The 25,305-nt window shown below is 69.5% G+C and carries 15 protein-coding genes; 11 read left to right on the top strand and 4 right to left on the bottom strand.

Translation table 11 applies throughout. The annotated features are described in order from the left end of the window. Positions 1 to 117 precede the first annotated feature (117 nt). From EJJ38_RS04240 to EJJ38_RS04230, 3 genes are all read left to right on the top strand, one after another. Entirely contained in the window at positions 118 to 411 is a 294-nt protein-coding gene (locus tag EJJ38_RS04240; protein WP_127088867.1) for a hypothetical protein, read from the top strand. Positions 412 to 694: 283 nt separating this feature from the next. After that, complete coding sequence (locus EJJ38_RS04235; RefSeq protein ID WP_127088866.1) at positions 695 to 2,131, top strand: glycosyltransferase family 4 protein; 1,437 nt, start codon at positions 695 to 697, stop codon at positions 2,129 to 2,131. A gap of 129 nt (positions 2,132 to 2,260) precedes the next feature. Then, positions 2,261 to 3,742, top strand: a complete 1,482-nt coding sequence (locus EJJ38_RS04230; protein ID WP_127088865.1) for a glycosyltransferase family 4 protein — start codon at positions 2,261 to 2,263, stop codon at positions 3,740 to 3,742. 136 nt (positions 3,743 to 3,878) lie between these two features. Here EJJ38_RS04230 and EJJ38_RS04225 read toward each other — a convergent pair whose 3' ends face one another. Next, a complete protein-coding gene (locus EJJ38_RS04225) occupies positions 3,879 to 5,885 on the bottom strand; it encodes a thioredoxin domain-containing protein (protein ID WP_245454100.1) in 2,007 nt (668 codons plus the stop codon). 30 nt (positions 5,886 to 5,915) lie between these two features. Between EJJ38_RS04225 and mnmE the strand changes: the two genes are divergently transcribed. The 7 genes from mnmE to mutS all read left to right on the top strand — a co-directional run bounded on the left by mnmE (position 5,916) and on the right by mutS (position 17,278). Further along, on the top strand, positions 5,916 to 7,214 hold the full coding sequence (mnmE, locus tag EJJ38_RS04220; protein WP_127088863.1) for a tRNA uridine-5-carboxymethylaminomethyl(34) synthesis GTPase MnmE: 1,299 nt from the start codon (positions 5,916 to 5,918) through the stop codon (positions 7,212 to 7,214). 628 nt (positions 7,215 to 7,842) lie between these two features. After that, the gene (gene mnmG, locus EJJ38_RS04215) at positions 7,843 to 9,729 is read left to right on the top strand and encodes a tRNA uridine-5-carboxymethylaminomethyl(34) synthesis enzyme MnmG (protein ID WP_127088895.1); all 1,887 of its coding nucleotides are present in this window, start codon (positions 7,843 to 7,845) and stop codon (positions 9,727 to 9,729) included. Positions 9,730 to 9,767: 38 nt separating this feature from the next. Then, entirely contained in the window at positions 9,768 to 10,463 is a 696-nt protein-coding gene (gene rsmG / locus EJJ38_RS04210; protein WP_420836865.1) for a 16S rRNA (guanine(527)-N(7))-methyltransferase RsmG, read from the top strand. 46 nt (positions 10,464 to 10,509) lie between these two features. After that, the gene (locus EJJ38_RS04205) at positions 10,510 to 11,352 is read left to right on the top strand and encodes a ParA family protein (protein WP_127088862.1); all 843 of its coding nucleotides are present in this window, start codon (positions 10,510 to 10,512) and stop codon (positions 11,350 to 11,352) included. A gap of 58 nt (positions 11,353 to 11,410) precedes the next feature. Further along, complete coding sequence (locus EJJ38_RS04200; protein WP_127088861.1) at positions 11,411 to 12,274, top strand: ParB/RepB/Spo0J family partition protein; 864 nt, start codon at positions 11,411 to 11,413, stop codon at positions 12,272 to 12,274. A gap of 438 nt (positions 12,275 to 12,712) precedes the next feature. Next, positions 12,713 to 14,368, top strand: a complete 1,656-nt coding sequence (locus tag EJJ38_RS04195; protein ID WP_127088860.1) for an inorganic phosphate transporter — start codon at positions 12,713 to 12,715, stop codon at positions 14,366 to 14,368. A gap of 156 nt (positions 14,369 to 14,524) precedes the next feature. After that, a complete protein-coding gene (gene mutS / locus EJJ38_RS04190) occupies positions 14,525 to 17,278 on the top strand; it encodes a DNA mismatch repair protein MutS (protein WP_127088859.1) in 2,754 nt (917 codons plus the stop codon). A 317-nt stretch (positions 17,279 to 17,595) separates the two neighbouring features. On the opposite strand, the gene EJJ38_RS04185 is transcribed toward mutS, so the two are convergent. The 3 genes from EJJ38_RS04185 to ppc form a co-directional block, all read right to left on the bottom strand. Then, complete coding sequence (locus tag EJJ38_RS04185) at positions 17,596 to 19,032, bottom strand: hypothetical protein (RefSeq protein WP_127088858.1); 1,437 nt, start codon at positions 19,030 to 19,032, stop codon at positions 17,596 to 17,598. A 36-nt stretch (positions 19,033 to 19,068) separates the two neighbouring features. Next, positions 19,069 to 20,364: an adenylosuccinate synthase gene (locus EJJ38_RS04180; protein ID WP_127088857.1), complete on the bottom strand. Its 1,296-nt coding sequence runs from the start codon at positions 20,362 to 20,364 to the stop codon at positions 19,069 to 19,071. Positions 20,365 to 20,494: 130 nt separating this feature from the next. Then, a complete protein-coding gene (gene ppc, locus EJJ38_RS04175; RefSeq protein WP_127088856.1) occupies positions 20,495 to 23,296 on the bottom strand; it encodes a phosphoenolpyruvate carboxylase in 2,802 nt (933 codons plus the stop codon). Positions 23,297 to 23,544: 248 nt separating this feature from the next. Here ppc and EJJ38_RS04170 point away from each other — a divergent pair, with 248 nt between their 5' ends. Beyond that, positions 23,545 to 25,305: a type I secretion system permease/ATPase gene (locus EJJ38_RS04170; protein ID WP_127088855.1), complete on the top strand. Its 1,761-nt coding sequence runs from the start codon at positions 23,545 to 23,547 to the stop codon at positions 25,303 to 25,305.

Genomic DNA, 25,305 nt, shown 5'->3' with positions numbered 1-25,305 from the left:
TCCACATAGACTAGATATGCAATGGAAAGGTTTTGTTAAGGAGTTGAAGAAATGCTGTTACGTATTCTTTCTGTTTCTTTCATTTCTTTCGCTCTTTTCGCGTGTGTTCCCGAGAAGATGACCAAGCCCGGCGCGTCCCAGTCCGATTATGACGTGTCGCGCACCAAGTGCGAGGCGCGGGCCTGGGCACAACTGCCTGCGGCGCCCAGCACCTATCAGGTGGCTCCGGCCTATTCGTCCAATGCGGGCCACGACTGCGTGAAGAATTCCTACGGCAGCCATGACTGCACGCTCCGCCAGGAATGGCATCCGCCGGTCTATGGCACCAAGGACGCCAATGCGCCGGGCCGCGAGACCATCGTGCGCGCCTGCCTGCTTGAGGACGGCTGGTCCCCCGCCAGCGGCGGCTGATGTGGGCCTGCGTCCCTCGGCACGGCTGATCTTGTCCCGACCCGTCGGACATGCCGGGCGGGACAAGGTCCGTGCAGCAGATCCGCCGTCCGGACGCAGGCGGCGAAGGGCACAGGGACGTGCGCGGGCATTAAGACATTTCCAGGCCTTTGTTCCTGATTATGCTTGCGAAGGCCGGCGGATGGTCATCTTGCTGCGGCGCGACAGGTCAACGGAGCCGGACACGATGGCGGGTGGGAGCGGGGGGGAAGAGCGCGGGGCCCCTCAGGGGCGACGGCTATTGGTGGACTGCTCGCTCACGCCGCTGACCGGTACGCCCACGGGAATTCCGCGCGTCCTGCGCAAATACCTCACCTATGCGCCCGCCGCCGCGCGGGCCGCCGGCATGGACTTCATGGCGGTGGAGATTGCCGCGCCCGGCCGCTTCCGCCGTTTCCGCGAGGTCGGGGAGCCGCGGGCGGATCCTGGCAGGCCCCTGTCCGCCGGGGATATCGGTGCGCGGTGCGCCCTCGTGGTGCTGCGCTATGTGTCGCCGGTGCTGAAGCATCTGTTGCACCTCATCGGCGCCGTGCTGCCTGTGCGCCTGGTGCGCAAGACGACGGATCGCTGGGCCCGCTCGGCGGACAAGTTCGTTTCCAAATTCCGTCGCCGCTTCAACGTGCAGCCGCGTGTGCGTGAGGAGGTGACGTTTCGGCCGGGCGACGTGCTGCTCTGTCCCGGCTGCTTCTATCACATGGACATGGAGGACTACGCCGCCGCGCGGGCGCAGGGCGCCGAGGTGGTGGTGGTCCTGCATGACATCCTGCCGGTGACCGTCCCCCAGACCTTTGAGTATCCCTGGCGGTGGGATTTCAAGCAGCGCATCGTCCAGGCGCTGGATATCGTCGCGCATTTCTACTGCATCTCGCGCCAGACGCAGGACGAACTGAAGCGCTTTGCCGCCACGCTCGACAAGCCGGTCCGCACCGCCGTCGCCTATAACGGCATCGATCCCGTCGCGGTTGGGCCGGTCAGCCCGCCGTCCGATCCCGAACGGCGCGCGCTGTTGGCCCGCCGGCCATGGCTGATGGTTGGCACCGTGGAGCCCCGCAAGGGCTATGGGGAGGCTGTCGCCGCGTTCGAGGCCCTGTGGCGCGCGGGCTATGACCGCCCGCTGGTCATCATCGGCGGCAAGGGATGGCTCGCGCACGAGACCCAGGCTCCCATTCTGGAGTCTCCCTGGCTCGGCAAGAACCTGTTCTGGTTCCGGCAGGTGGACGACGAGACGCTTGCGGCCTTCTATGAGGGGAGCCACGCCTTGCTCGCGGCCTCCATCTCGGAGGGATTCGGATTGCCGCTGCTGGAGGCGCCGGCACATGGCCTGCCGGTGCTCTATCGGCAGGTTCCGGCCTTCCGGGAAATCCTGGGAGACCGCGCCCCCAGTTTCGCCTCCCATGAGGAACTGAAGGCCGGGCTCCTGGACATGGAGGCGCCGGGTCGGCGGGCGGAGATCTGCGCGGCCCTCGCGCAATTGCGTTGGTACGACTGGCCCAGCGTGGTGGAGGCCGTCGTGGCCGATCTCATGGCGCAGACCCGGACGCTCGATGCCTCCATCGTGCCGGAAGAGGTCATGCGTCCCGTCCGTGCCGGGGGCGCGGGGGTGGTCCAGCTGGACGTGGCGCCGGCCGGCAGCCTGCGGGGCGGGATGGAGCCGGTCAGCGGTCGGCAAGTGGCTGTGTAAGCGCGTGCCCAGTGGTCTGGTCCACGGCCGGGGGGCGTGACGTCCTTCGTCAAAGGACGGGACACGTAGTACGATCGGATTGCCGCCGGATACAGTCGATACCTGTGCGGTTGGCGGGGAAGTGGGTGAATGTCAGATTTGGAAACCGGCCGCGCGCCCGCGCGCATCCGGCGCATTATTGTGGACTGCTCGCACATCGCGCCGCATCACGCGCATACGGGGATTCCCCGTGTGGTGATGCGCTATGTGGAGTTGGGCGCCGAGGTGGCGCAGCGGCATGGCGTGTCCATGGTCTGCGCGCAATATATGCACGGCAGCTATCGCCGCCGGTCTGTGGATGCTCTCACGACGCCCGGCGCCGGCTTGCGGGAGCGACCGTCTTTCGGGCTCAAGCTGGCTTTGGAGGCGGGCCGTTACGGCTCGCGGGTGCTGCGTCACGGGGCGGGCCTCATGGCGGCGCTCGTTCCCGCGCGTCCGGTCCGGCGGGCGGCCGAGGCGGTCGCGCACTGGAGCGACGACCTGGTGCCCGCGCTCCGGCGCCGCGCGGCGGCGCGGCGGCCGGCGGGCGAGGCGCTCCGCCTTGGCCCCGGCGATATCCTGTTCTGCCCGGGCTACTGGCACGAAATGGACGCGCAGGTCTATCGGGACGCGCGCGAGCAGGGGGCCGACGTGGTGTTCGTCATCCACGACATCCTGCCCGTGACCTTGCCCACCCATTACCAATATCCCTGGCGGCGGGAATTCGACGAACGGCTCTCGGCCTCGTTCGGCCTCGTCAGCCAGTATTACTGCATCTCGCGCCAGACCCTGGCGGAGGTGGCCACCCATGCGGGCTGGCAGGGCCGGGAGGTGCGCGCCAGCGTCGCCTATAACGGCTTCGATCCCCAGCCCGCGCCCACGGGGACGGACGGGCCGCGCGGCGAGGTGGGCGCGGTGCTCGATCGCGCGCCCTGGCTCATGGTGGGAACGCTGGAGCCCAAGAAGGGCCATGCGGACGCCATCGCCGCCTTCACCCAATTGTGGGAGCGCGGCTATCAGCGCCCCCTCCTCCTGCTGGGTCGCCACGGCTGGATGAGCGAGCCCATCGTCGATGCCATCAAGACCTCGCCCTGGCTGGGCCAGCGCCTGTTCTGGTTCGAGGGGGTGGACGACGCCACGGTGGCGGCCGCCTATCGGCGCGCCCATGCGCTGCTGTTCGCGTCCCAGGCGGAAGGCTTCGGCCTGCCGCTGCTGGAGGCGGTGGCCCACGGCACGCCGGTGCTGGTGCGCGACATGCCGGTCTCACGCGAGGTGATGGGCCCGGGCGATTTCTATTTCTCCGACCGCCGCACCCTCATGGGCGCCATCCAGGCCCTGGAGGCGCCGGAGCGCCGCGCGGCGCTGGTCACCCGGCAGGGCGAGCTGGAGTGGTATCGCTGGCCCGATGTGGTGGAGGCCACCATCCTGGACCTGCTGCGCCGCCCCGGCACGCGCCGCGTGGGCATGGACCTGCTGGGCGACGTGCCGCGCGCGCGCATCCGCCCGTCCCAGGGGACGGATCGCGAGGTGCGCGCAGAAGTGGTGCGCGCAACCGAAGATTGCTCAAAGGTTGTTCCTCTGAGAAGGCCGTAGGCGGCCGATCGCCCCCTTCTCCATACCAAACGTCATCGAGAACAAAACGGCCGCTGGTGATGCTCGCAGGGGCCTCTGACGCGGGGTGATCTCCGCGCCCGCCCCTTGTTGCGCCGCACAAGGACGGTTTTGGCTCTTACGGACCGAAAGCCGCCTTGAGGGCCTCCGGATCGGTCACGGGCAGCGAACAGGCTCCGTCGCGGCACACGAAGGCCGCCCCGGAGGCTGCCGCCGCGTCCGCCTGGGCGCGGGCGAGGCTGCCGGCAGGCAGCTCCTCTCCGCTTCCGGCGCGGATCACCACCCGGTCGAGGAAGGGCAAGGCAAGGGCCGCCGCCGCGAAATCCGCCTGCCGGGCACCCACCACTGCGATCTCGGTGAGGGAGAGGCGGGTGAGAAGCGCGTTCAACGTCGCCCCATGGGCCACGGCATTTTTCGCCGCCGTGCCGGAAACCGCGTCCAGAACCCGGTCGGCCCGCGCCCGCAGATCGTCCCGCCCGGTGAGCGCGGCGAGGCGGAGCAGAGCGTCCGCGGCCACGGCCTGATAGTTGGGCTGGGCCTCGTCCATGGTGGCGAGCGGGCGCACCACCAGCGCGTCCGCATCGTCCGCCGTGAGGAAATAGGCCCCGCTCTGCGGGTCCGTATAATGGCGCTCCAGGGTCTCCAGGAACGCCTCGGCCTTGTGGAGATAGCCCGCCTCTCCGGTCGCCTCATGCAGGGCGATGGCGGCGCGGGCCATGGCGGCATGGTCGCCCGCAAGGCCGGGAAACACCCGTTTGTCCGCCCGCCAGGAATGGGCGAGCCGTCCGTCCTGCTCCATGAGGCGGCACACCGCGCCGAACGCCCGCGCGGCCAGCGCCACCCAGGCCCCCTCCCCCAGATAGGCTCCGGCCCGGGCCAGAGCGGCGATCATCAGGCCATTCCAGTCGGCCAGGATCTTGTCGTCGAGGCCGGGCCGCACCCGCGCCGCGCGGGCGGCCAGCAGCGTGTCCCGCATGGGGGCGAGCCGCGCCTCGTCTTCCGCGCTCACATCGCCCGCCTTCGTGCGGTTGAGGATGACCGCGTGCTCCCAGTTTCCCTCCGGGGTCACGTCATAGAAGCCGCCGAAAAAGGCGGCGTCCTGCGCGCCCAGAACGGCCTCGATCTCGCGCGCGGTCCACACATAGAAGCGCCCTTCATGGCCCTCGCTGTCGGCATCGAGGGACGCGGAGAAGGCGCCCTCCTGCGTCAGCATCTCCCGCTCCAGCCAGCCCACCGTCTCCCGCGCGCGGGCGAGGAAGAGCGTGTCGCCCGTGTCGCGGTAGGCCAGCGCCAGCAGCTCCAGCAGCTGGGCATTGTCGTAGAGCATCTTCTCGAAATGGGGCACCAGCCACATCTCGTCCACGCTGTAGCGGGAGAAGCCGCCGCCCAGATGGTCGTAGATGCCGCCCTCGCACATGCGGTTCAGCGTGAAGGCCATGGTGGCGCGCAGGCTCTCATCCCCGGTGCGCGCGCCGGTGCGCCAGATGAATTCCAGCAGGCCGCATTGGGGGAATTTCGGCGCGCCGCGCAGGCCACCATTCACCCGGTCGAACAGGCCCGCCAATTGGGTGGCGGCCCGGTCCAGCTCCTTCAGGCCGATCACCGCCTGGCCCTGGGGGCGGGCGGCTTCGGCGAGGCGGCTGAGCAGCGCCTCGCGATTCTGCCGGATCTTGTCCGGGCTCTCCGCATAGACCTCCGACACCTGCTGGAGCACGTCCGTGAAGCCCGGCCGGCCATAGCGGGAGGTCTTGGGGAAATAGGTGCCGCCCCAGAAGGGCGCACCCTCCCCGTCCAGGAACATGGTGAGCGGCCAGCCGCCCGCCTCGCCCAGATGATAGAGCGCGGCCATATAGATCTGGTCCACGTCCGGCCGCTCCTCGCGGTCCACCTTGATGTTTACGAACAGTTCGTTCATGAGCCCGGCGACGAACGGATCCTCGAAGCTTTCATGGGCCATCACATGGCACCAGTGGCAGGCGGCATAACCGACGCTGAGCAGCACGGGCTTGCCCGTGCGCCGCGCCTCGGCGAAGGCTTCCGGCCCCCAAGGCCACCAATGGACGGGATTATCCTGGTGCTGGAGCAGATAGGGACTCGTTTCGGCCGACAGGCGGTTCTCGCTCAAGTCCTGCTCCCGAAGTAAGGTGCGCGCGTCATGGCGTGTTATGAGACCATCTATGCTCTGTCCAGCGGGCGCCCGCCCGCCGGCATCGCCGTGCTGCGAATTTCGGGGCCCCATGCCCAGAATGCGGCCCGAACCTTGGCTGGGCATGTGCCCCCGCCCCGCAAGGCCACACTCGCGCGACTCACGGATGCGGCTGGGCATCCGCTCGATCGCGCCATGATGCTCTTTTTTCCCGCGCCCGCCAGCGCCACCGGCGAAGATGTGGTGGAGTTCCACCTGCATGGCGGCCGGGCCGTGGTGGCGGCTGTGATGGCCGCCTTGTCCTCCATCACCGGCCTGCGGCTGGCGCAGCCCGGCGAGTTCACCCGCCGCGCCCATGAGGCGGGAAAGATGGACCTTGCCGAGGTGGAGGGCCTTGCCGATCTCATCGACGCGGAGACCGAGGCCCAGCGCCGTCAGGCGCTGGCCCTCGCATCCGGAGCGCTCTCGCGCCGGGTGGAGGGCTGGCGCGCCCGGCTGGTGCGGGCGCTCATGCTGGTGGAAGCCGGGGTGGATTTCGCTGATGAAGGCGACGTGCCCGATGCCTTGCTCGCCCCGGCGCGGGAGGAGGCTGCCCTCCTGCTGAACGAGCTGGACGCGGCCCTGGAGGATGCCAAGCGCGGCGAGCGGGTGCGCGACGGCCTCGCCGTGGCGATTGCCGGGCCGCCCAATGCAGGCAAGTCCACCTTGCTGAATGCGCTGGCGGGGCGCGAAGCGGCCATCGTCTCCCACATTCCCGGCACCACGCGGGACATTCTGGAAGTGCATCTGGATCTCGCGGGGCAGGCGGTGACGCTCATCGACACGGCGGGCCTGCGGGAGACGGAAGACGAGATCGAGGCGGAAGGCATCCGCCGCGCCCGCGCCCGCGCCGCCTCCGCCGACCTCGTCCTGTGGCTGTCGCCGGACGACGCGCCGCCGCCCGCCGATCTCTCCGGCGCGGTGCGCGTGCGGACGAAGGCGGACATCTGCGAGGCGGCGGCCGATGCTGGAGCGGGTTTGTCTCTGTCCGCCCGCACGGGGGCGGGCATGGAGGCCCTGGTGGCGCTTCTCACCACCCGCGCCGACACACTCTCCGGCCGCGAACCCGCCCTCATCACCCGCGCTCGCCAGCGCATGGCGCTGATGGACGCGCGGGACCATCTGGCGCGCGCCACCATGGCATCGGCCGACGAACTGCTCGCGGAAGACCTGCGCCTCACCGCGCGGGCGCTGGATGTGGTGGTGGGGCGCGTGGATGTGGAGGACGTGCTGGACGCCCTGTTTCGGACCTTCTGCATCGGGAAGTGAGCAGCGCTGGCTCATGAGTCGGGCTGGCGCATGAGCCGCACGGGCGAGGCCACCCTAGGGCTTTGTAGGCTGTTTCACGTGAAACAGGGCCGCGTGGAGGAAGGGTGTCGTTTGCGCCTGACTTGGTCGGGGGGCGTTCTTCCCGTTCCTTTCGGTCCTTCCCCCTCCCTAGCCCTCCCCCGCAAGCGGGAGAGGGGATGCCGTTGTGCTTGGCTATGGATACGGCGCTCTCTTGGGAAGGTGTGCGTGAGTCGGTTTGGGCTCCGCGTAACCCACACGCGCGGCACACTCCCTCTCCCGCTTGCGGGGGAGGGATGGGGAGGGGGAAGGATGCAGAGCGACGGAAGGGGAATGGCGCAGGTCGAGGAGGAGGGGATTGCGTGCCGGCGACGAAAGGGGCTCATGCGTGACGGCCTCCACCGCACGCCCACTCCTCAATGGCACCAAGCCGTCCCGCTCAACGCCCCTCACCTCTTCCGTTTCACGTGAAACACCCCGCCTCCCACCGCCTTGCCTTGACGCCGCCGCGAAAGTCGCGTTTTCCAGAAGTCGAACAGAGATACCCCGCGCAGGACGCGAATGGCGGCGCGCAGCGCCGGAGGAGGCCGGCATGGGCCAGGCGACACAGATGGGCCAGACATTCGACGTGATGGTGGTGGGCGGCGGCCATGCGGGCTGCGAAGCGGCGGCCGCCGCGGCGCGCCTCGGCGCACGCACGGCGCTGGTCACCATGAGCGCGGCGACGCTCGGCGCCATGTCCTGCAATCCGGCCATTGGCGGTCTCGGCAAGGGCCATCTGGTGCGCGAGGTGGATGCGCTGGACGGGCTCATGGGCCGGGTGGCCGATGCGGGCGGCATCCAGTTCCGCCTGCTCAACCGCCGCAAGGGCCCCGCCGTGCGCGGGCCGCGCGCGCAGGCGGACCGCAAGCTCTATGCCCGCGCCATGCAGGACGCGCTCGCCGCGCAGGCGAACCTCACCATCGTGGAAGGGGAGGCGGCCGACCTTCTGGTGCAGGGGGGCTGCGTGACCGGCCTTGTCCTGGCGGACGGACGGTCCTTCACCTGCGGCGCCGTGGTGCTCACCACCGGCACCTTCCTCAATGGCCTCATCCATATGGGCGAGGTGCAGATCCCCGCCGGGCGCATCGGCGAGAAGCCCTCGCTCGGCCTTTCCGGCGCGCTGGCGCGGCTCGGCCTCGCGCTGGGGCGCCTGAAGACCGGCACCCCGCCGCGCCTCGACGGGCGCACCATCGACTGGGCGAGCCTGGAGATGCAGCCGGGCGACGAGGTGCCCGAAGCCTTTTCCACCCTCACCACCCGCCTGCCCAATCCCCAGGTGGAATGCGGCATCACCCGTACCACCACCGCCACCCATGATGTGATCCGCGCCAACCTCTCCCGCTCGGCCATGTATTCCGGGCGCATCGAGAGCAGCGGCCCGCGCTATTGCCCGTCCATCGAGGACAAAGTGGTGCGGTTCGGCGACCGGGAAGGGCACCAGATCTTCCTGGAGCCGGAGGGGCTGGACGACCCCACCATTTATCCCAACGGCATTTCCACCTCCCTGCCGGAGGATGTGCAGCGCGCCGTGCTCGCCACCATTCCCGGCCTTGAGAAGGTGGCCATGGTCCGGCCGGGCTATGCCATCGAATATGACCATGTGGACCCGCGCGAGCTGGCGCCCACCCTGGAGGTGAAGCGCGCGCCGGGCCTGTTCCTCGCCGGGCAGATCAACGGCACCACGGGCTATGAGGAGGCCGCCGCGCAAGGGCTGCTGGCTGGGCTCAATGCGGCCCGCCGCGCCGGGGGCGGGGAGGGGCAGGGTGGGGACGGCATCGTCATCGACCGGGCCCAGGGCTATCTGGGCGTGATGGTGGACGATCTGGTGACGCGCGGCGTCACCGAGCCCTACCGCATGTTCACCTCGCGGGCGGAATATCGCCTGACGCTGCGCGCCGACAACGCGGACCAGCGCCTCACGCCGCTCGGCCTCTCCTTGGGCCTCGTGGGGACGGAGCGCGCGCGGGCCTTCGCGCAGAAGGCTGCCGCCTTGGACGCCGCGCGGGAGCGGGCGCGGGCAGTGAGCCTCACCCCCAATGCCGCCGCCGCCCATGGCCTCCAGCTCAATCGCGACGGCCAGCGCCGCACCGCCTTCGACCTGCTGGCCTATCCGGAGATCGACATGGCCGTCATCTCCCGCATCTGGCCGGACTTCGCGGATCTTTTGCCGGCTATCTCCGAGCAGCTGGAGATCGACGCCAAATATGCCGTCTATCTCGACCGGCAGGCGGCGGATATCGCCACCCTGCGCCGGGACGAGGATCTGGCCCTGCCCGCGGACCTCGCCTATGGCGACCTGCCGGGCCTCTCCAACGAGCTGAAGGCACGGCTGGAGCGGGTCCGCCCCCGCACGGTGGGGCAGGCGGGCCGCATGGAGGGGATGACCCCCGCCGCCTTGGCGCTCCTCGTCACCCATGCCCGGCGCCGGGGACGGGCGGAACGCGCGGCGGTGTGACCCTCGCGAGCGCCGCGAGCATGGTGTGAATAGTGGGGATGATTACCGAGCAGCCGGTAATTTGGCGGAGCAAAGGGCGGATGAGCGGTAATTCCCAGGGCCGTAACGGGGTTGAGCGGCGTGTTTCACGTGAAACCATGGCCCGCCTCGATCTCATCGTTGATCTGCTAATGCATTGGCAGAAAACGATAAACCTCGTCGCCCCGGCGAGCCTCCCCCATGCCTGGACCCGCCACATCGACGATTCGCTCCAACTTCTCGACCATGTTCCCCAAACCCCTCTCCACTGGGTGGATCTGGGGTCCGGCGGTGGATTTCCCGGCCTTGTGGTCGCAGCCGTGCTGGCGGAGCGGGCGGGGAGCGAGGTGCATCTGGTGGAGAGCGACACCCGCAAGGCCGCTTTCCTCCGGGAGTCGGCGCGCAAGGCCGCGTTGCCGGTTCGCGTGCATCCTCAACGCATAGAGCAGGCGGCGCCCGCTCTGGCGGCGGGAACGGACGTGGTCTCCGCCCGCGCGCTGGCGCCGCTCCCCAAGCTGCTGGAGCTGGCCGCGCCCTTCCTCGCCGCAGGGGCGCTGGGGATATTTCCCAAGGGAAAGGATGCGGAGGGCGAATTGACCGCCGCCCGCAAAGGCTGGACACTCGACGCCGAACTTCGCCCGAGCCGCAGCGATCCCGACGCCCGGATCCTGCTGGTGCGGCGGGCGAACCCTGCGGCATCCTCTCCCGCGTCCTGAGACCCATGAGGGCGAAGGCACGGCAGCCAATGCGGAACTGCGGCACATGACCGAACACAGCTTCACCGCCCCGCTGGCCGGCGCGGGCGCGCCGCGCATCCTGGCGCTGGCCAACCAGAAGGGCGGGGTGGGCAAGACCACCACCGCCATCAATCTCGGCACGGCGCTCGCCGCTATCGGCGAAACCGTGTTGGTGGTGGACCTGGACCCCCAGGGCAACGCCTCCACCGGGCTCGGCATCGACCGGCCCCGGCGCAAGATCACCACCTATGACGTGCTCTATGGCGACGCCACCATGCTGGAGGCGGTGCAGCCGAGCGACGTGCCCGGCCTTTATGTGGCGCCCTCCAGCCTGGACCTGTCGGGGCTGGAGCTGGAGATTTCCGGCGAGCGCGACCGCTCCTTCCGCCTGCGCAATGCCCTGCGCGCTTTGGCGGGGGACCCGCAGGCGCCGCGCTTCACCTATGTGCTGGTGGACTGCCCGCCCTCGCTTTCGCTCATTACGGTTAACGCCATGGCGGCGGCCCATGCCATCCTGGTGCCGCTTCAGTGCGAGTTCTTCGCCCTGGAAGGGCTTTCCCAGCTTCTCAAGACGGTGGAGCAGGTGCGCGGGGCGCTGAACCCGGACCTCACCATCCACGGTATCGTGCTGACCATGTACGATGCCCGCAACAACCTGTCCGACCAGGTGATGGCGGATGTGCGCGCCTTCATGGGCGACAAGGTCTACGAGACCGTGATCCCCCGCAATGTGCGGGTCTCCGAGGCGCCGTCCTATGGCAAGCCGGTGCTGCTCTATGACCTGAAATGCGCGGGCTCGCAGGCTTATCTGCGCCTCGCCTCGGAAGTGATCCAGCGCGAACGCGCGGCGCGGGCCGTGGCGGCGTGAGGCAGTTGGATAAAGCGCGGGCAGCAAACAGGCCGACAGGACATAAGGACGTTTGATCATGGCGGAGGAAGGCCGGTCGCGGCTCGGGCGCGGGCTCGCGGCGCTGATGGGGGAGATGGGCGCGGAGGATGCGCGCCCCGCGCCCAGCCAGAAGGGCCGGGCAGGCGCCGGCGTGCCCATCGAGCATGTGCGCCCCAGCCCCCGCAATCCCCGCCGCACCTTCAAGGAGGAGGGGCTGGAGGAACTGGCCGCCTCGATCCGCGAGAAGGGCATCATCCAGCCCATCGTGGTGCGTTCCACGGGGCCGAACGCCTATGAGATCGTGGCGGGCGAGCGGCGCTGGCGCGCGGCCCAGCGGGCCGGGCTCCATGAGGTGCCGGTGGTGGTGCTCCAGCTCTCCGAGCGGGAAGCCATGGAGATCGCCATCATCGAGAACGTCCAGCGCGCGGACCTCAACGCGCTGGAAGAGGCCCAGGGCTACGAGGCCCTCATGGCCCAGTTCTCCTATTCCCAGTCGGACCTTGCCCGCGTCATCGGCAAGAGCCGCCCGCACATCGCCAACACGCTGCGCCTCATGAAGCTGCCGGATACGGTGAAGGCCTATCTGGCCGACGGGCGCATCTCGGCGGGCGCGGCGCGGGCGCTGCTCGCCCATGACGATCCCGAGCGGCTCGCCCGGCAGATCCTGGAAAAGGGCCTGACCGTGCGCGACGTGGAGGCGCTGGCCAAGACCAAGGCCGCCCTCACGCGCCCCGCCGCGCCCGAAAAGGATGCCGACACCCGCGCCCTTGAGAAGCGCCTGTCGGACCTGCTGGGCCTCGGCGTGGTGCTCCAGTCCAAGGGCGAGAAGGGGGAGGTGCGCATCCGCTATTCCGACCTCGACCAGCTCGACGACCTTTGCCGGCGGCTGGGGTTGGACTGAGGGGCGTTCTTCCTCGCAGTCCTGTTCGTTTTCCGCACGAGAGAGGGCGACCATTCCACTGAGGTACGAAGGCCATTCGCGGCTCCGTTCCTCTGTCTAGGTGCACCGCAGATTCCCTCTCCCGCTTGCGGGGGAGGGGTAGGGAGGGGGCCTTCAAGCAGAGCGGCGGTGTGGCGTTTCGAACTGTTGAGCTTTTCCCCCTCCCCAGCCCTCCCCCGCAAGCGGGAGAGGGGGGCAGGGCGCGCTTGAAGGCGGCCGGATGATCGCTTTTCAGCGGTCTCGTTGAGGGAACATTGGGGCACGGCACCCCCGCTTTGCCCCCCGCCTCCCCCTCCCTCCTCCCTCCTCCCCCGAGACGCCGTCCCCTCCCGCCCTCGTCATTCGGCCGTCACGCTCCTGGCGCATCCAACGCACCGCTACAGCGGCAAGGGGGTAGGGATGTCGGGAGCGGCAAGTCCGGCGGGCGGGCACGCGCACAAGCACAAGAAGGAGGCGCCCGGCGCCTCGCTGGACCGCAAGAACGGCACGCTGGAGGTGTTCGCCTTCTTCGCCGTCCTCGTGGGCGGCCTGGGCTATGTGGTGTGGTCCATCTGGGGCGACATGCAGGCGGCGGGCATCAGCAGCCTCGCCATGCTGCCCTTCATCATGCTGCTCCTGGCGCTGCTCATCGCGCTCGCCTTCGAGTTCGTGAACGGCTTCCACGACACCGCCAACGCGGTGGCCACGGTCATCTATACCAATTCGCTGCCCGCCCATTTCGCCGTGGTCTGGTCCGGCTTCTGGAACTTCCTTGGCGTGCTGGTCTCCTCCGGCGCGGTGGCCTTCGGCATCATCTCGCTGCTGCCCGTGGAACTGATCCTGAACGTGGGTTCGGGCGCGGGCATGGCCATGGTGTTCGCGCTGCTCATCGCGGCCATCATCTGGAATCTCGGCACCTGGTATCTGGGCCTGCCGGCCTCCTCCTCCCACACGCTCATCGGCTCCATCATCGGCGTGGGCATCGCCAACCAGATCATCCAGGGCCAGAGCGGCACTTCGGGCGTGGACTGGGGGCAGGCGGCCAATGTGGGCTATTCGCTGCTGCTGTCTCCCGTGGTCGGCTTCTTCGCCGCCGGGCTGCTGCTGCTCTCCATGAAGGCGCTCATCAAGAATCCCGCCCTCTATCGCGAGCCGAAGGCCAACAAGGCCCCGCCGTGGTGGATCCGCGGCCTTCTGGTGCTCACCTGCACCGGCGTGTCCTTCGCCCACGGTTCCAATGACGGGCAGAAGGGCATGGGCCTCATCATGCTCATCCTCATCGGCATCGTGCCCACCGCCTATGCGCTGAACCGCGCCGTGGCGCCGGAGGACGTGGCCCAGTTCCGCGCCCTGACGCTGGCCACCGCCGCCTCGCTTACCAAGACGCCCCTGGCGGACACCACGCCGGTGGACGACATCCAGAGCGCGGCGTCCGTCAATGCGCGCGCCCTGCTCACCGATTATGTGCGCGACCACCAGGTGACGCCCGAGACGGTGCCCGCGCTCGCCCAGGTGGCGCGGGAGATGGGGGCCATGGTGGCCACCACCTCCACCCTCGCGCAGGTGCCGGCGGCGGCGGTGCCCAACATGCGCAACGACATGTATCTGGCCTCCGAGACCATCCGCATCATGCTGAAGACGGGCGACCCCGCCTTCGAGCCGGAGACCAAGGAGAACCTCCTCGCCCTCAAGCGCTCGCTGGATGCGGCGACGAAGTTCATCCCGCTCTGGGTGAAGGTGGCGGTGGCCATCGCGCTCGGCCTCGGCACCATGGTGGGCTGGAAGCGCATCGTGGTCACGGTGGGCGAGAAGATCGGCAAGACCCATCTCACCTATGCCCAGGGCGGCGCGGCGGAGCTGGTGGCCATGGGCACCATCATGGCGGCCGACGAGTTCGGCCTGCCGGTTTCCACCACCCATGTCCTCTCCTCGGGCGTGGCTGGCACCATGGCGGCCAACAAGTCCGGCCTCCAGATGTCCACGGTGCGCAACCTCGCCATGGCCTGGATCCTGACCCTTCCGGCGGCCATCGCGCTCTCGGCGGGCCTCTATGTGCTGCTGCGGCAGATCATGTGAATGACGGGAGGGGGCGCCCGGCGCGGCCCCTTCTGATCCTGCGGAATGATGCAAAAGGCGGTTCGTCCCGGCGAGCCGCCTTTTGCCGTTCGCAAGATCGTGGACGGCGCGGCCCGCTCGCTTCCCACGCGCGGCGCGCGCCACTAGCGTGCCGCCATGGCCGCACTTCCCCAAGACGCTCCACAGGACGTCGCCGAACACCAGACCTCGCCCGACGCCACCCGCGAGGAGGCCCGCGCGGCGGGTCACGTCACGCCGGTCATGGCCCAGTTCGTGGAGATCAAGGCGGCCAATCCCGACTGCCTGCTCTTCTATCGCATGGGCGATTTCTACGAGCTGTTCTTCGAGGATGCGGAGAAGGCGTCCCAGGCGCTGGGCATCGTGCTGACCAAGCGCGGCAAGCATCTGGGCGAGGACATCCCCATGTGCGGCGTGCCCATCTCGCGCGCCGAGGAATATCTCCACAAGCTCATCGCCCTCGGCTTCCGGGTGGCGGTGTGCGAGCAATTGGAGGACCCCGCCGAGGCCCGCAAGCGCGGCGCCAAGGCGGTGGTGCGCCGCGACGTCACCCGCCTCGTCACGCCCGGCACCCTCACCGAGGATGCGCTGCTGGACGCCAAGCGGGAGAACGTCCTTCTGGCGGTGGCCCGCGTGCGTGCCGGCGAAGACAGCCACGCCTATGGCCTTGCCTTCGCGGATGTCTCCACCGGCAGCTTCCGGGTCGCGTCCTCCAGCCAGGAGACGCTGGCGGCGGACCTCGCCCGCATCGATCCCGCCGAAGTGCTGCTCTCCGACGCTGTGTATGACGACCCGGACCTCCGGGAGATCTGGCAGTCGCTGCCCGCCGTCACGCCGTTACCGCGCCAGGGTTTCGAGGGTGCGGGCGCGGAGCAGCGGCTCGCCCAGTTCTTCCGCGTGGCCACGCTCGACGCCTTCGGCAGCTTCGCGCGGGCGGAACTGATCGCGGCTGCCGCCATCGTCGCCTATGTGGAGCGCACCCAGCTCGGCGCCCGCCCGGCGCTCGCCCCGCCCAGCCGCGAGGCCGAGGGCGGTGCCATGCTCATCGATGCGGGCACCCGCGCGAATCTCGAACTGGTGCGCACCACCTCCGGCGACCGGCGCGGCTCGCTTCTGGCCAGCGTGGACCGCACCATCACCGCCGCCGGCGCCCGCCTCCTGGCCCGGCGCCTCTCCGAGCCGCTCACCGACCTTGCCGCCATCCGCGCCCGGCACGATGCGGTGGCGGCGTTGACGGAAGACCCGGAGCGCACCTCGACGATCCGCCGCCGTCTTTCCGGTGCGCCGGACCTTGCCCGCGCTCTGTCCCGCCTGTCGCTGGGGCGCGGCTCGCCGCGTGACCTGCTGGCCATCGGCCAGGGGCTGGAGGAGGGCGCTGCGCTGGCCGCGGATTTCCCGCCCGACGCCCCGGAGCGCCTCGCCGCCTGCGCCCGCGCGCTGGCCGCGCCCGACCCGCGCCTTGCGGGCGAACTCCTCTCCGCCCTCGTGGAAGAGCCGCCCCATCTGCGCCGGGACGGCGGCTTCATTCGTCCGGGCTTCGATCCGGACCTGGACGCCACCCGCGCTTTGCGCGACGAGAGCCGCCGCGTGGTGGCGGCGCTGGAGCGCCGCTATTGCGAGGAGACGGACATCAAGTCCCTCAAGATCCGGCACAATGGGGTGCTGGGTTATTTCGTCGAGGTGACCGCCCAGCATGGCGAGCGGCTGCGCGAGCCGCCCCATCTCGCCACCTTCACCCATCGCCAGACGCTGGCCGGCGCGGTGCGCTTCACCAGCCAGGAACTGGCGGACCTGGAAAGCCGCATCGCCTCGGCGGGTGAGCGGGCGCTCGCCATCGAGCAGGCTTTGTTCGAGCGGCTGGCGGGCGAGGTGGTGGCGAGCGCGGAGCCCATCCGCGCCGCCGCCGAGGCATTGGCGGAACTGGACGTGCATGCGGGCCTCGCGCGCCTCGCCGTGGACGAGCGCCATGTGCGCCCGCACATGACCGAGGGGCTGGATTTCGCGGTGGAGGGCGGGCGCCATCCCGTGGTGGAGCAGGCGCTGGCCCGCGCCAAGGACCCCTTCGTCGCCAATGATTGCGACCTCTCCGCCCCCGAGGGCGCGGAGGGCGGGCGCGTCTGGCTGCTCACCGGCCCCAACATGGCCGGTAAGTCCACCTTCTTGCGCCAGAATGCGCTCATCGCGGTCCTCGCCCAGGCGGGGTGCTTCGTGCCCGCCCGCGCGGCGCGGGTGGGCGTGGTGGACCGCCTTTTCTCCCGCGTGGGCGCGGCTGATGATCTGGCGCGTGGCCGCTCCACCTTCATGGTGGAGATGGTGGAGACCGCCGCCATCCTGAACCAGGCGACGCCGCGCTCCCTGGTGATCCTGGACGAGATCGGGCGCGGCACGGCCACGTTCGACGGCATGTCCATCGCCTGGGCGAGCCTGGAGCATTTGCACGAGGTCAATCGCTGCCGGGCGCTGTTCGCCACCCATTTCCATGAGCTGACGGCGCTCTCCCAGCGTTGCGCGCGGCTCACCAACGCCACCGTGAAAGTGACGGAATGGCAGGGCGACGTGGTGTTCCTCCACGAAGTGGTGCTGGGCGCGGCGGATCGCTCCTACGGCATCCAGGTGGCGCGGCTCGCGGGGCTGCCCCCGGCGGTCATCACCCGCGCCAAGGCGGTTCTGGCGGAGCTGGAAGCGGCCGAGCGGGCCTCGCCGGTCCAGAAGCTGGTGGACGACCTGCCCTTGTTCGCGGCTCTGCGCCGCGCGCCCACGCCCATGGAGGCGTCCCCGGCGGACGACCGCATCGGCACGGCCCTGGATGATCTCCAGCCCGACGAGATGACCCCCCGCGCCGCGCTGGACGCGCTCTATGCGCTGAAGGCCCTGCGGAAGTCACCGGGATAGGACTGATCGCCATTCAGACCGATGGATGGATTCCGGCCTCTTAGGGCCGTCATGCCCGGGCTTGTCCCGGGCATCCATGCCTCTGGGTCGAGTGTGTACCCGGCCGAGCCCCGTGGATGGCCGGGACAAGCCCGGCCATGACGCTGAGTTTTTGAAGGAAACGTCCCGGCCACTTGAATGTCGACAGGCCCTGGAGCGAGCCGCCTTCCCACCCGCGTGCGAAAGGGGCGCGGCCGGCTGCGATATGGCCGGTCGGAATCGTCACTGGGGTGGGAGAGGATGGGCCGCATCGGCCCCGTCTCACAGGGCCGAACCGATCAGTTGGCGGAGGGCGCGGGGACCGGGGACATGGGCGGGGGCACCTGGGGAATGAATTCGCCCCAGGCCGTGAAGGCATCCTGGAATGCCTGGTCGCCCGCCGGACCCTTCTCGAAGGCCAGGATCGCCCGCTTGTTGTTGGTGTAGACGATGGGGATGTCGATCCAGGGACGGCTCTGCAGGAGCTGCAGGTTGCGGTCCTTGTCCACGGGCACGGCCGAGAGGCCCACGAGGAAATAAGTGGGGTTCACCCGCACCGACAGGCCCGCCAGCGGTGCGCCCTGCGCGCTCTCGGTCTGCTTCATGCGGATGCCGGGCACGTTGGAGATGCCGCCATAGGCGAAATCCGGCGGCAGGGTGAAGCTCAGCTCGATGGTGTGCGAGGCCGGAAGCGCCGCGTCCGCATTGCGGCGCAGGGTGAAGGTGGTGCCGAGGCGGCCGGGAATCTGCACGTCGGCGCGGATGCCCACGTCCGGGGGCAGGCCGGGACCGGCATTGAAGGTCTCGGTCTTCCAGGTCACCGTGCCTTCATAGGTCTGGAGACCCTGGCTTCCGCCCGCGGCTTCCTCGAACAGATAGGCGCGCTGGGCGGTCATGCCCTGGCGCGGAGCCGGAGCATTCGGCCGCTGCGCGGGCGCAGCGCCGGACTGGGTGACCCGGTCTGCGCTCTTGGGCTGGTCCTGCCGCGCGGCTTCCGGCGCGGGCGCGGCGGGGGCCGCCGCGACGGGCCGCTCGGTGGCCCCGAACAGGGTCTCGCGGTTCACCACCGCATAGGCGCCACCCGCGATGAGGATGCCGATGAGGCCCACCATGAGCACGGTGCGCTGCCAGCGCGGCTTTCCGCCCGCATCCTTTTCGGCGGGAAGGCGGGGCCGCTCGTGGCGATCCTGCTTCTCCGCCACGCGGCCCCGCGCGAGGGTCGGCCGCGTGATGGTGGATTCGTCCAGCGGCACGTCGTCGTCGCCCGCCGTCTCGGACGCGGCGGCGGGCGTCTCCACGGCCGGGCTTGCCGCCACGGTCTTATCCGCCGGGGCGGTGTCGGCGGCGGGCTTGTCCGCGAGCGCCTTGTCCGCGATGGCTTTCGCGGCCACCAGGGGATCGGGCCGGCCCGCCGGTGCACGCGGCATCTCGGGGAGCGGCGCGGATGTGGGCAGGGGAGCGGCGGGAGGCGAAGGCGGGGCCTCCGCCGCTGCGGGCTCGTCTTCGGTCTCTGCGGGGGCGGGGTCGGGAACCTGGTCCGCCTCCACCCGCCGGATGGCCTCTTCCAGCGCCTGCCGCTCGCGCAGGATCTCGCCCTCGGGAAGCGGGGGCTCGACGCTGCGCAATTGCTTCAGGAGGGCACCCCGCGCGCGGTCATACACCGACTTGCGGCTCTCCCCTGTATTCTGGGAGAGACCGGAAATCGCGCGGACCAGGAGCGGATAATAATCGGCCATGAGCGGTGAGGATGCCCCGGAGAGGAAAAACCTAGGTTAATGCTCGAACGGGTTATGGACGAGAATGGTGTCGTCCCGTTCGGGGCTGGTGGAGAGCACCGCCACCGGGCAGCCGATCAGCTCTTCCACCCAGCGCACATACTTGACGGCGCCGGCCGGAAGATCGGCCCAGGAGCGGGCACCGGCGGTGGATTCCCGCCAGCCCGGAATGGTCTCGTAGACCGGCTCCAGCCGGGTCTGCGCGCCGCCCTCGCTGGGCAGGTGGTCGATCACGCGGCCGTCCAGCTTGTAGCCGACGCACACCTTGATCTCGTCGAAGCCGTCCAGCACGTCCAGCTTGGTCAGCGCGATGCCGGTGATGCCGCAGGTGCGCACGGTCTGGCGCACCAGAACCGCGTCGAACCAGCCGCAGCGGCGCGGACGGCCCGTCACCACGCCGAACTCGCGCCCGCGCTCGCCCAGCGCCCGGCCCACTTCGTCGGTCAGCTCGGTGGGGAAGGGGCCTTCGCCCACGCGGGTGGTGTAGGCCTTGGTGATGCCCAGCACGTAATCGAGCGCGGACGGGCCGACGCCGGAGCCGCTGGCCGCCGAGGAGGCCACCGTGTTGGACGAGGTCACATAGGGATAGGTGCCGTGGTCGATATCCAGCAGCGAACCCTGGGCGCCCTCGAAGAGGATGCGCTTGCCGGCGCGGCGCGCCTGGTCCAGCAGCTCCCACACCCGGTCCATGAAGGGCAGGACCTGGGGGGCGAGCGCGGTCAGTTCGGCGATCAGCGTGGCCGGATCCACTTCCGGCACGCCGAGGCCGCGCCGCAGCAGGTTGTGATGGGTCAGCAGGCGCTCCACCTTGGCGGGGAGCGTGGAGGGGTCCACGAGGTCCACGAGGCGGATGGCGCGGCGGCCGACCTTGTCCTCATAAGCGGGGCCGATGCCCCGGCGCGTGGTGCCGATGCGGGTCTCCGGGCTCGCCGCATTCTCGCGCAGCGCGTCCAGTTCCCGGTGCACGGGCAGGATGAGGGGTGTGTTCTCGGCGATGCGCAGGCGGTCGGGACCGACCACCACGCCCTGCTTGGCGAGGCGCGCCAGCTCGTCCACCAGCGCCTGGGGATCGAGCACGACACCGTTGCCGATGACCGAGAGCTTGCCGGGGCGCACCACGCCCGAGGGCAGCAGGGACAATTTATAGGTGACGCCGTTCACCACCAGGGTATGGCCGGCATTGTGCCCGCCCTGGAAGCGCACCACCACGTCGGCCTGCTCGGAGAGCCAATCGACGATCTTACCCTTGCCTTCGTCGCCCCATTGAGAGCCGACCACGACCACATTGGCCACGGCGGGGTCCTCCGAATTGCCGGGCGCCCAGGAGGCACGCCGCGCAAACACAGCAAAGCCCCGGTTTGGACCGGGGCCGTTGAGAGGGCGTCATAAAAGATCGCGCGGGGCGAGGCAAGGCGCGCCTCGCCTACCCACTGTTGCGAAGGCCCGCCGAGATGCCGTTGATGGTGAGCTGGATGCCGTGCAAAACCTTGTCGCTGGCGTCTCCGCCGCTGGTTTCGTCCGCCTGAATCCGGCGATGGGCCTTCAGCAGCTCGATCTGCACATGGTTCAGCGGATCGAGATAGGGGAAGCGGTTGCGGATGGAGCGGTGCAGCAGGGGATTGCCCTCCAGCAGGCGCGACTGGCCCATGATCTCCAGCAGGCGGCGCACCGTGGTCTCGTATTCCGCCGTGATGCGCGAAAAGATGCGCGCCCGCAGTTCGGCGTCCTCCACCAGCGCCGCATAGCGCGAGGCGACGGCGATGGAGCTCTTGGAGAGCACCATGTCCATGCTGGAGAGCTGGGTGCGGAAGAACGGCCAGTCCCGATACATGGCCCGCAGCTGCGCCATGCCGCCGGGATTGTCGGCGAGGAAGGCGTCCACGGCGGTGCCGAAGCCGTACCAGGCGGGCAGCATCAGGCGGCACTGGGCCCAGGAGAAGACCCAGGGAATGGCCCGGAGCGCCGTGATGGCGCGGGTCTTCTTCCGCGAGGCCGGCCGCGAGCCGATATTCAGCGTGGCGATCTCGGAAATCACCGTGGACGCCCAGAAATAATCCTCGAAGCCCGGCGTCTCGTAGACCAGGCCCCGATAGGCCTCGAAGGCCGACTGCGACAATTTCTCCATGGTCTCCAGGAAGGGCGCGGGCGGGGCGGCCTCGCTCGACTGGAGCAGCGTCGCTTCCAGGGTCGCCGCCACCATGATCTCCAGGTTGCGGCGGCCGACTTCCGGGTTGGAATATTTGGAGGCGATGATCTCGCCCTGCTCGGTGAGGCGGATCTGGCCGTTCACCGCGCCCACGGGCTGGGCGAGGATGGCGTCATAGCTCGGCCCGCCGCCGCGCCCCACGGAGCCGCCGCGCCCGTGAAACAGGCGCAGCTTCACCCCATGGCGCTTGAACACCTCGATGAGGTCGGTCTCGGCCTTGTACAATTCCCAGCCCGAGGTGACGAAGCCGCCATCCTTGTTGCTGTCGGAATAGCCCAGCATCACTTCCTGCACGTCGCCCCGGCTCGCCACCAGCGCGCGATAGGCGGGCAGGCCGAACAGGCGGTCCATCACCTCGGCGCAGGCCCGCAGGTCGCCGATGGTCTCGAACAGGGGCACCACATTGATGGTGCTGGTGCCATCGGCCCGCACGAGGCCCACTTCCTTCAGCAGGAGGGCGGCCTCCAGCATGTCCGAGACGCCCTCGGTCTTGGAGATGATGCAATTGGGGATCACCGCCTCGCCCAGCGCCGCATGGGCGATGGCCGCCTCCCGCAGGATGGCCATTTCCCCCTGCGTTTCCTCGCAATAATCGAGGAAGGGCGAGGAGAGCGGGCGGGCATTGGCCAGTTCGCCCGCCAGCAGCGCGATGCGGGCTTCCTCGTCCAGCCCCTCATAGCCGGTGCCGGGGGTCACCGCTTCCAGAAGCTCGGCCACGGTGCGCTCATGCACATCGGAATTCTGGCGCAGGTCCAGCGCGGCGAGATGGAAGCCGAAGCCGTCGGCGGCGCGGCGCAGGGTGCGCAGGCGCCCGCGCGCCAGGATGCGCGAGCCGTTCTCGGCCAGCGAGCGGGAGATGATGTCGAGGTCCGCGCGGAAATCCGCCGCCGTGCCATAGGGCTCCAGGCCCGGGGCGGCGGCGTGCGGCGTGCGCCCTTCCAACACCGCGGCGGCACCCTCCAGCCGCGCGCGCACCACCGACAGAGCGAGGCGATAGGGCTCGTCCCGGCGGCTCATGTCCTGGTCCGGGGAGAGGGCCATGAGCGCCCGCATCTCCTCGGAAACCGTCACGAGGCGCCCGGACAGCGACAATTCCGCCGCCAGGGTTTCGAGCTGCTCCAGATGGAAGCGCATGATGCGCTCCCGGTGCATGGTCACGGTCTCGCGCAGCACCTGCGCGGTGACGAAGGGATTGCCGTCCCGGTCCCCGCCGATCCAGGAGCCGATGCGCAGGAAGGAAGGCACTTCGGGCCCCTTGCCGCCGTCCAGCGCGTCCAGATGGTCCTCGATGTCGCAGAACAGGCGGGGCAGCTCTTCGAGGAAGGTGTAGTCGTAATAGGACAGGCCGTTGGTCACCTCGTCCATGACGGTGAGCTTGATCCGGCGTAGCAGTGCCGTCTGCCAGAGATTAAGGACGGCTTGGCGCAGCTCCTCTTCCTGGGCCGCCGCCTCGCGGGGCGTGGCGGTCACGCGCTCCGCCTGGTCGAGGATGCGGGCGATCTGCATTTCCCGGTTCAGCGTGCTCTTGCGCCGTACCTCGGTGGGATGGGCGGTGAGGACGGGGCTGATGAGCGTGTCGGCGAAGAAGTCCCGCAACTCCGGCGCCGAGAGGCTCGCGCCCGCCGCCCGCGCGAAGGCGTTGGCCACCGTTCCCGGGCGCGGTGCGGACCCGGCAATCTCGTGCGCCCTGTTGCGGCGGGTGTGGTGCACGTCCTCGGCGATGTTGGCGAGGTGCGAGAAATAGCTGAAGGCCCGCACGATCTGCACGGCCACCTCGGGCGAGAGGGTGGCGAGGATGGTCTCCAGCTCCTGGCGCGCGCCCTCGTCGGCATCGCGATGGAAGCGGATGGAGGTGCGGCGGATGATTTCCACCAGATGGTAAACGGGCTCGCCCTCCTGGGCGCGGACGGTGTCGCCCAAAAGGCGGCCGAGGCGGCGGATGTCGTCGCGCAGGGGCCGGTCCTTCTCGCTGGATTCCTCTGTCGCCTCGCCAATCACCGCCCAGACTGCACTCGACATGGCCATCCACCCCAGATTGTCCCTACTACTTTAGAAGGGATTTGTGCGTCGGCGAAAGCCCATGCGGCATCTGCGAAGCACGCGGCCCCCGCCGAGGCGGCGAGATTCGCGCCGGTTTCACGGAGTTTTAGCCTTCCCGCGGCCTCTGCCCCGGCGGAAGGCTTGCAACGGAAAGGCTTTGCGGCGACAAGCAAAGGGACAGTCAGACCTTCGACGCCTCGCGGGGGGCGGCCTCGAAAGGGTTTTTTATGGCACAGCCAATCGCGGCGCCCGGTGCGCCTGCTCCTCAAGCGACCGCGCTCGACGTGGCTCTGGCGGCCGTGAAGCCGGCCATGTGGAGCGTGGTCGCCTTCAGCTTCTTCATCAACCTGCTGGGCCTCACCGGCTCCATCTACATGATGCAGGTCTATGACCGGGTGCTGTCCTCGCGCAGCATCCAGACCCTGGTCCTGCTCACCCTCATCGTCGCCATCCTCTATGCGGTGGGCGCGGCGCTGGAAGGGCTGCGCACCCAGATGCTGGTGCGCGCGGGTGTGAAGTTCGACGACAGCGTGAAGGAGCAGGCGTTCGACGCCGTGCAGCGCGCCTCCCTGCGCAAGCCCTCGCCGTCCCATGTGCAGGCGCTGCGCGACGTGGACACGGTGCGCGACTTCTTCGCCGGGCCGGGCCTCATCGCCTTCTGCGACGTGCCCTGGGTGCCCATCTACATCATCTTCGCCACCCTGCTGCATCCCCTCTACGGGGTGCTGGTGGTGGTCGCCTGCATCATTTCCGGCATCCTCGCCGTCGCCAACGACCGGGCCACCCGGCCCATCCTCGACCGGGCGACGAAGGCCAACATCTCCGCCAACAATCATGCCCTGACCACGTTCCGAAATGCGGAAGTGCTCCAGGCCATGGGCATGGTGCGCCAGCTGCGCGATCGCTGGAGCCAGCACCGCGCCGCCGCGCTCGGCTGGCAGGGCCTTGCCTCCGACCGGGGCGCGCTGCTGGTTTCGGCCACCAAGTTCAACCGCGTCTTCATGCAGAGCCTGATCCTCGGCCTCGGCGCCTATCTCGCCATCAATCGCGAGATCTCGCCCGGCATGATGATCGCCGCCTCCATCGTGTGCGGCCGCTGCATCCAGCCCATCGAGGCCGCCATCGGCAACTGGAAGGGCATCGTCTCCGCCCGCTCGGCCTTCCGGCGCGTGCAGGAATTGCTGCGCTCCCTGCCGACGGTGGGCGCGCGCATGCGCCTGCCCGACCCCACGGGCGCGGTGCAGGTGGAAAACCTCGTGGTGCATGCGCCGGGCCGGGACGTGCCCGTGCTGCGCGGCGTGTCCTTCGCGGTGCCCGCCGGCTCGACCCTGGGCGTCATCGGCCCGAGCGCGGCGGGCAAGTCCAGCCTCGCCCGCGCCATGGTGAGCGTGTGGCCGCCCTCTGCGGGCGCCGTCCGGCTCGACGGCTCGGAACTGTCCCATTGGGATCCCGAGCAACTCGGCCGGGCGCTGGGCTACCTGCCGCAGGACGTGGAGCTGTTCGCCGGCACCATCGCAGACAATATCTGCCGCTTCGGCGAGCGCGACGATACCAAGATCGTCGAGGCCGCCCAGATGGCGGGCGTGCACGAGATGATCCAGCGCCTGCCGCAGGGCTACAATACCGAGATCGGCGAGGGCGGGGGTTCGCTCTCCGGCGGCCAGCGTCAGCGCGTGGCGCTCGCCCGTGCCATCTACGGCCGCCCGGCCCTGATCGTTCTGGACGAGCCCAATGCCAGCCTCGACGCCGCCGGCGAGCAGGCGCTCTCCACCGCCGTCCAGGCGCTGAAGGCGGCGGGCTCCACGGTGGTGCTCGTGACCCACAAGACCAACAGCCTCGGTTTGTGCGATCTTATCCTGCTGCTGAATGAAGGCGGCGTGCACGGCTTCGGCCCGCGCGACGAGGTTCTGGCCAAGGTGCTCGGCCCGCGCCTCGTGAAGCCCGAGGCCGGCATGACGCCGGTCAAGACCAAGCCGATGGAGGCGTGA

Source organism: Aquabacter cavernae, assembly GCF_003993795.1.
Classification (GTDB): Bacteria; Pseudomonadota; Alphaproteobacteria; order Rhizobiales; family Xanthobacteraceae; genus Aquabacter; species Aquabacter cavernae.
This window is presented reverse-complemented; position numbering and strand designations above follow the sequence as displayed.

Bases quoted from the DNA above. Each gene is read 5' to 3' on its own strand.
- EJJ38_RS04240 (WP_127088867.1), top strand. From the start codon at position 118: ATGACCAAGCCCGGCGCGTCCCAGTCCGATTATGACGTGTCGCGCACC.
- EJJ38_RS04230 (WP_127088865.1), top strand. From the start codon at position 2,261: ATGTCAGATTTGGAAACCGGCCGCGCGCCCGCGCGCATCCGGCGCATT.
- mnmE (WP_127088863.1), top strand. From the start codon at position 5,916: ATGGCGTGTTATGAGACCATCTATGCTCTGTCCAGCGGGCGCCCGCCC.
- mnmG (WP_127088895.1), top strand. From the start codon at position 7,843: ATGGGCCAGACATTCGACGTGATGGTGGTGGGCGGCGGCCATGCGGGC.
- rsmG (WP_420836865.1), top strand. From the start codon at position 9,768: ATGATTACCGAGCAGCCGGTAATTTGGCGGAGCAAAGGGCGGATGAGC.
- EJJ38_RS04205 (WP_127088862.1), top strand. From the start codon at position 10,510: ATGACCGAACACAGCTTCACCGCCCCGCTGGCCGGCGCGGGCGCGCCG.
- EJJ38_RS04200 (WP_127088861.1), top strand. From the start codon at position 11,411: ATGGCGGAGGAAGGCCGGTCGCGGCTCGGGCGCGGGCTCGCGGCGCTG.
- EJJ38_RS04195 (WP_127088860.1), top strand. From the start codon at position 12,713: ATGTCGGGAGCGGCAAGTCCGGCGGGCGGGCACGCGCACAAGCACAAG.
- mutS (WP_127088859.1), top strand. From the start codon at position 14,525: ATGGCCGCACTTCCCCAAGACGCTCCACAGGACGTCGCCGAACACCAG.
- EJJ38_RS04185 (WP_127088858.1), bottom strand. From the start codon at position 19,032: ATGGCCGATTATTATCCGCTCCTGGTCCGCGCGATTTCCGGTCTCTCC.
- ppc (WP_127088856.1), bottom strand. From the start codon at position 23,296: ATGTCGAGTGCAGTCTGGGCGGTGATTGGCGAGGCGACAGAGGAATCC.
- EJJ38_RS04170 (WP_127088855.1), top strand. From the start codon at position 23,545: ATGGCACAGCCAATCGCGGCGCCCGGTGCGCCTGCTCCTCAAGCGACC.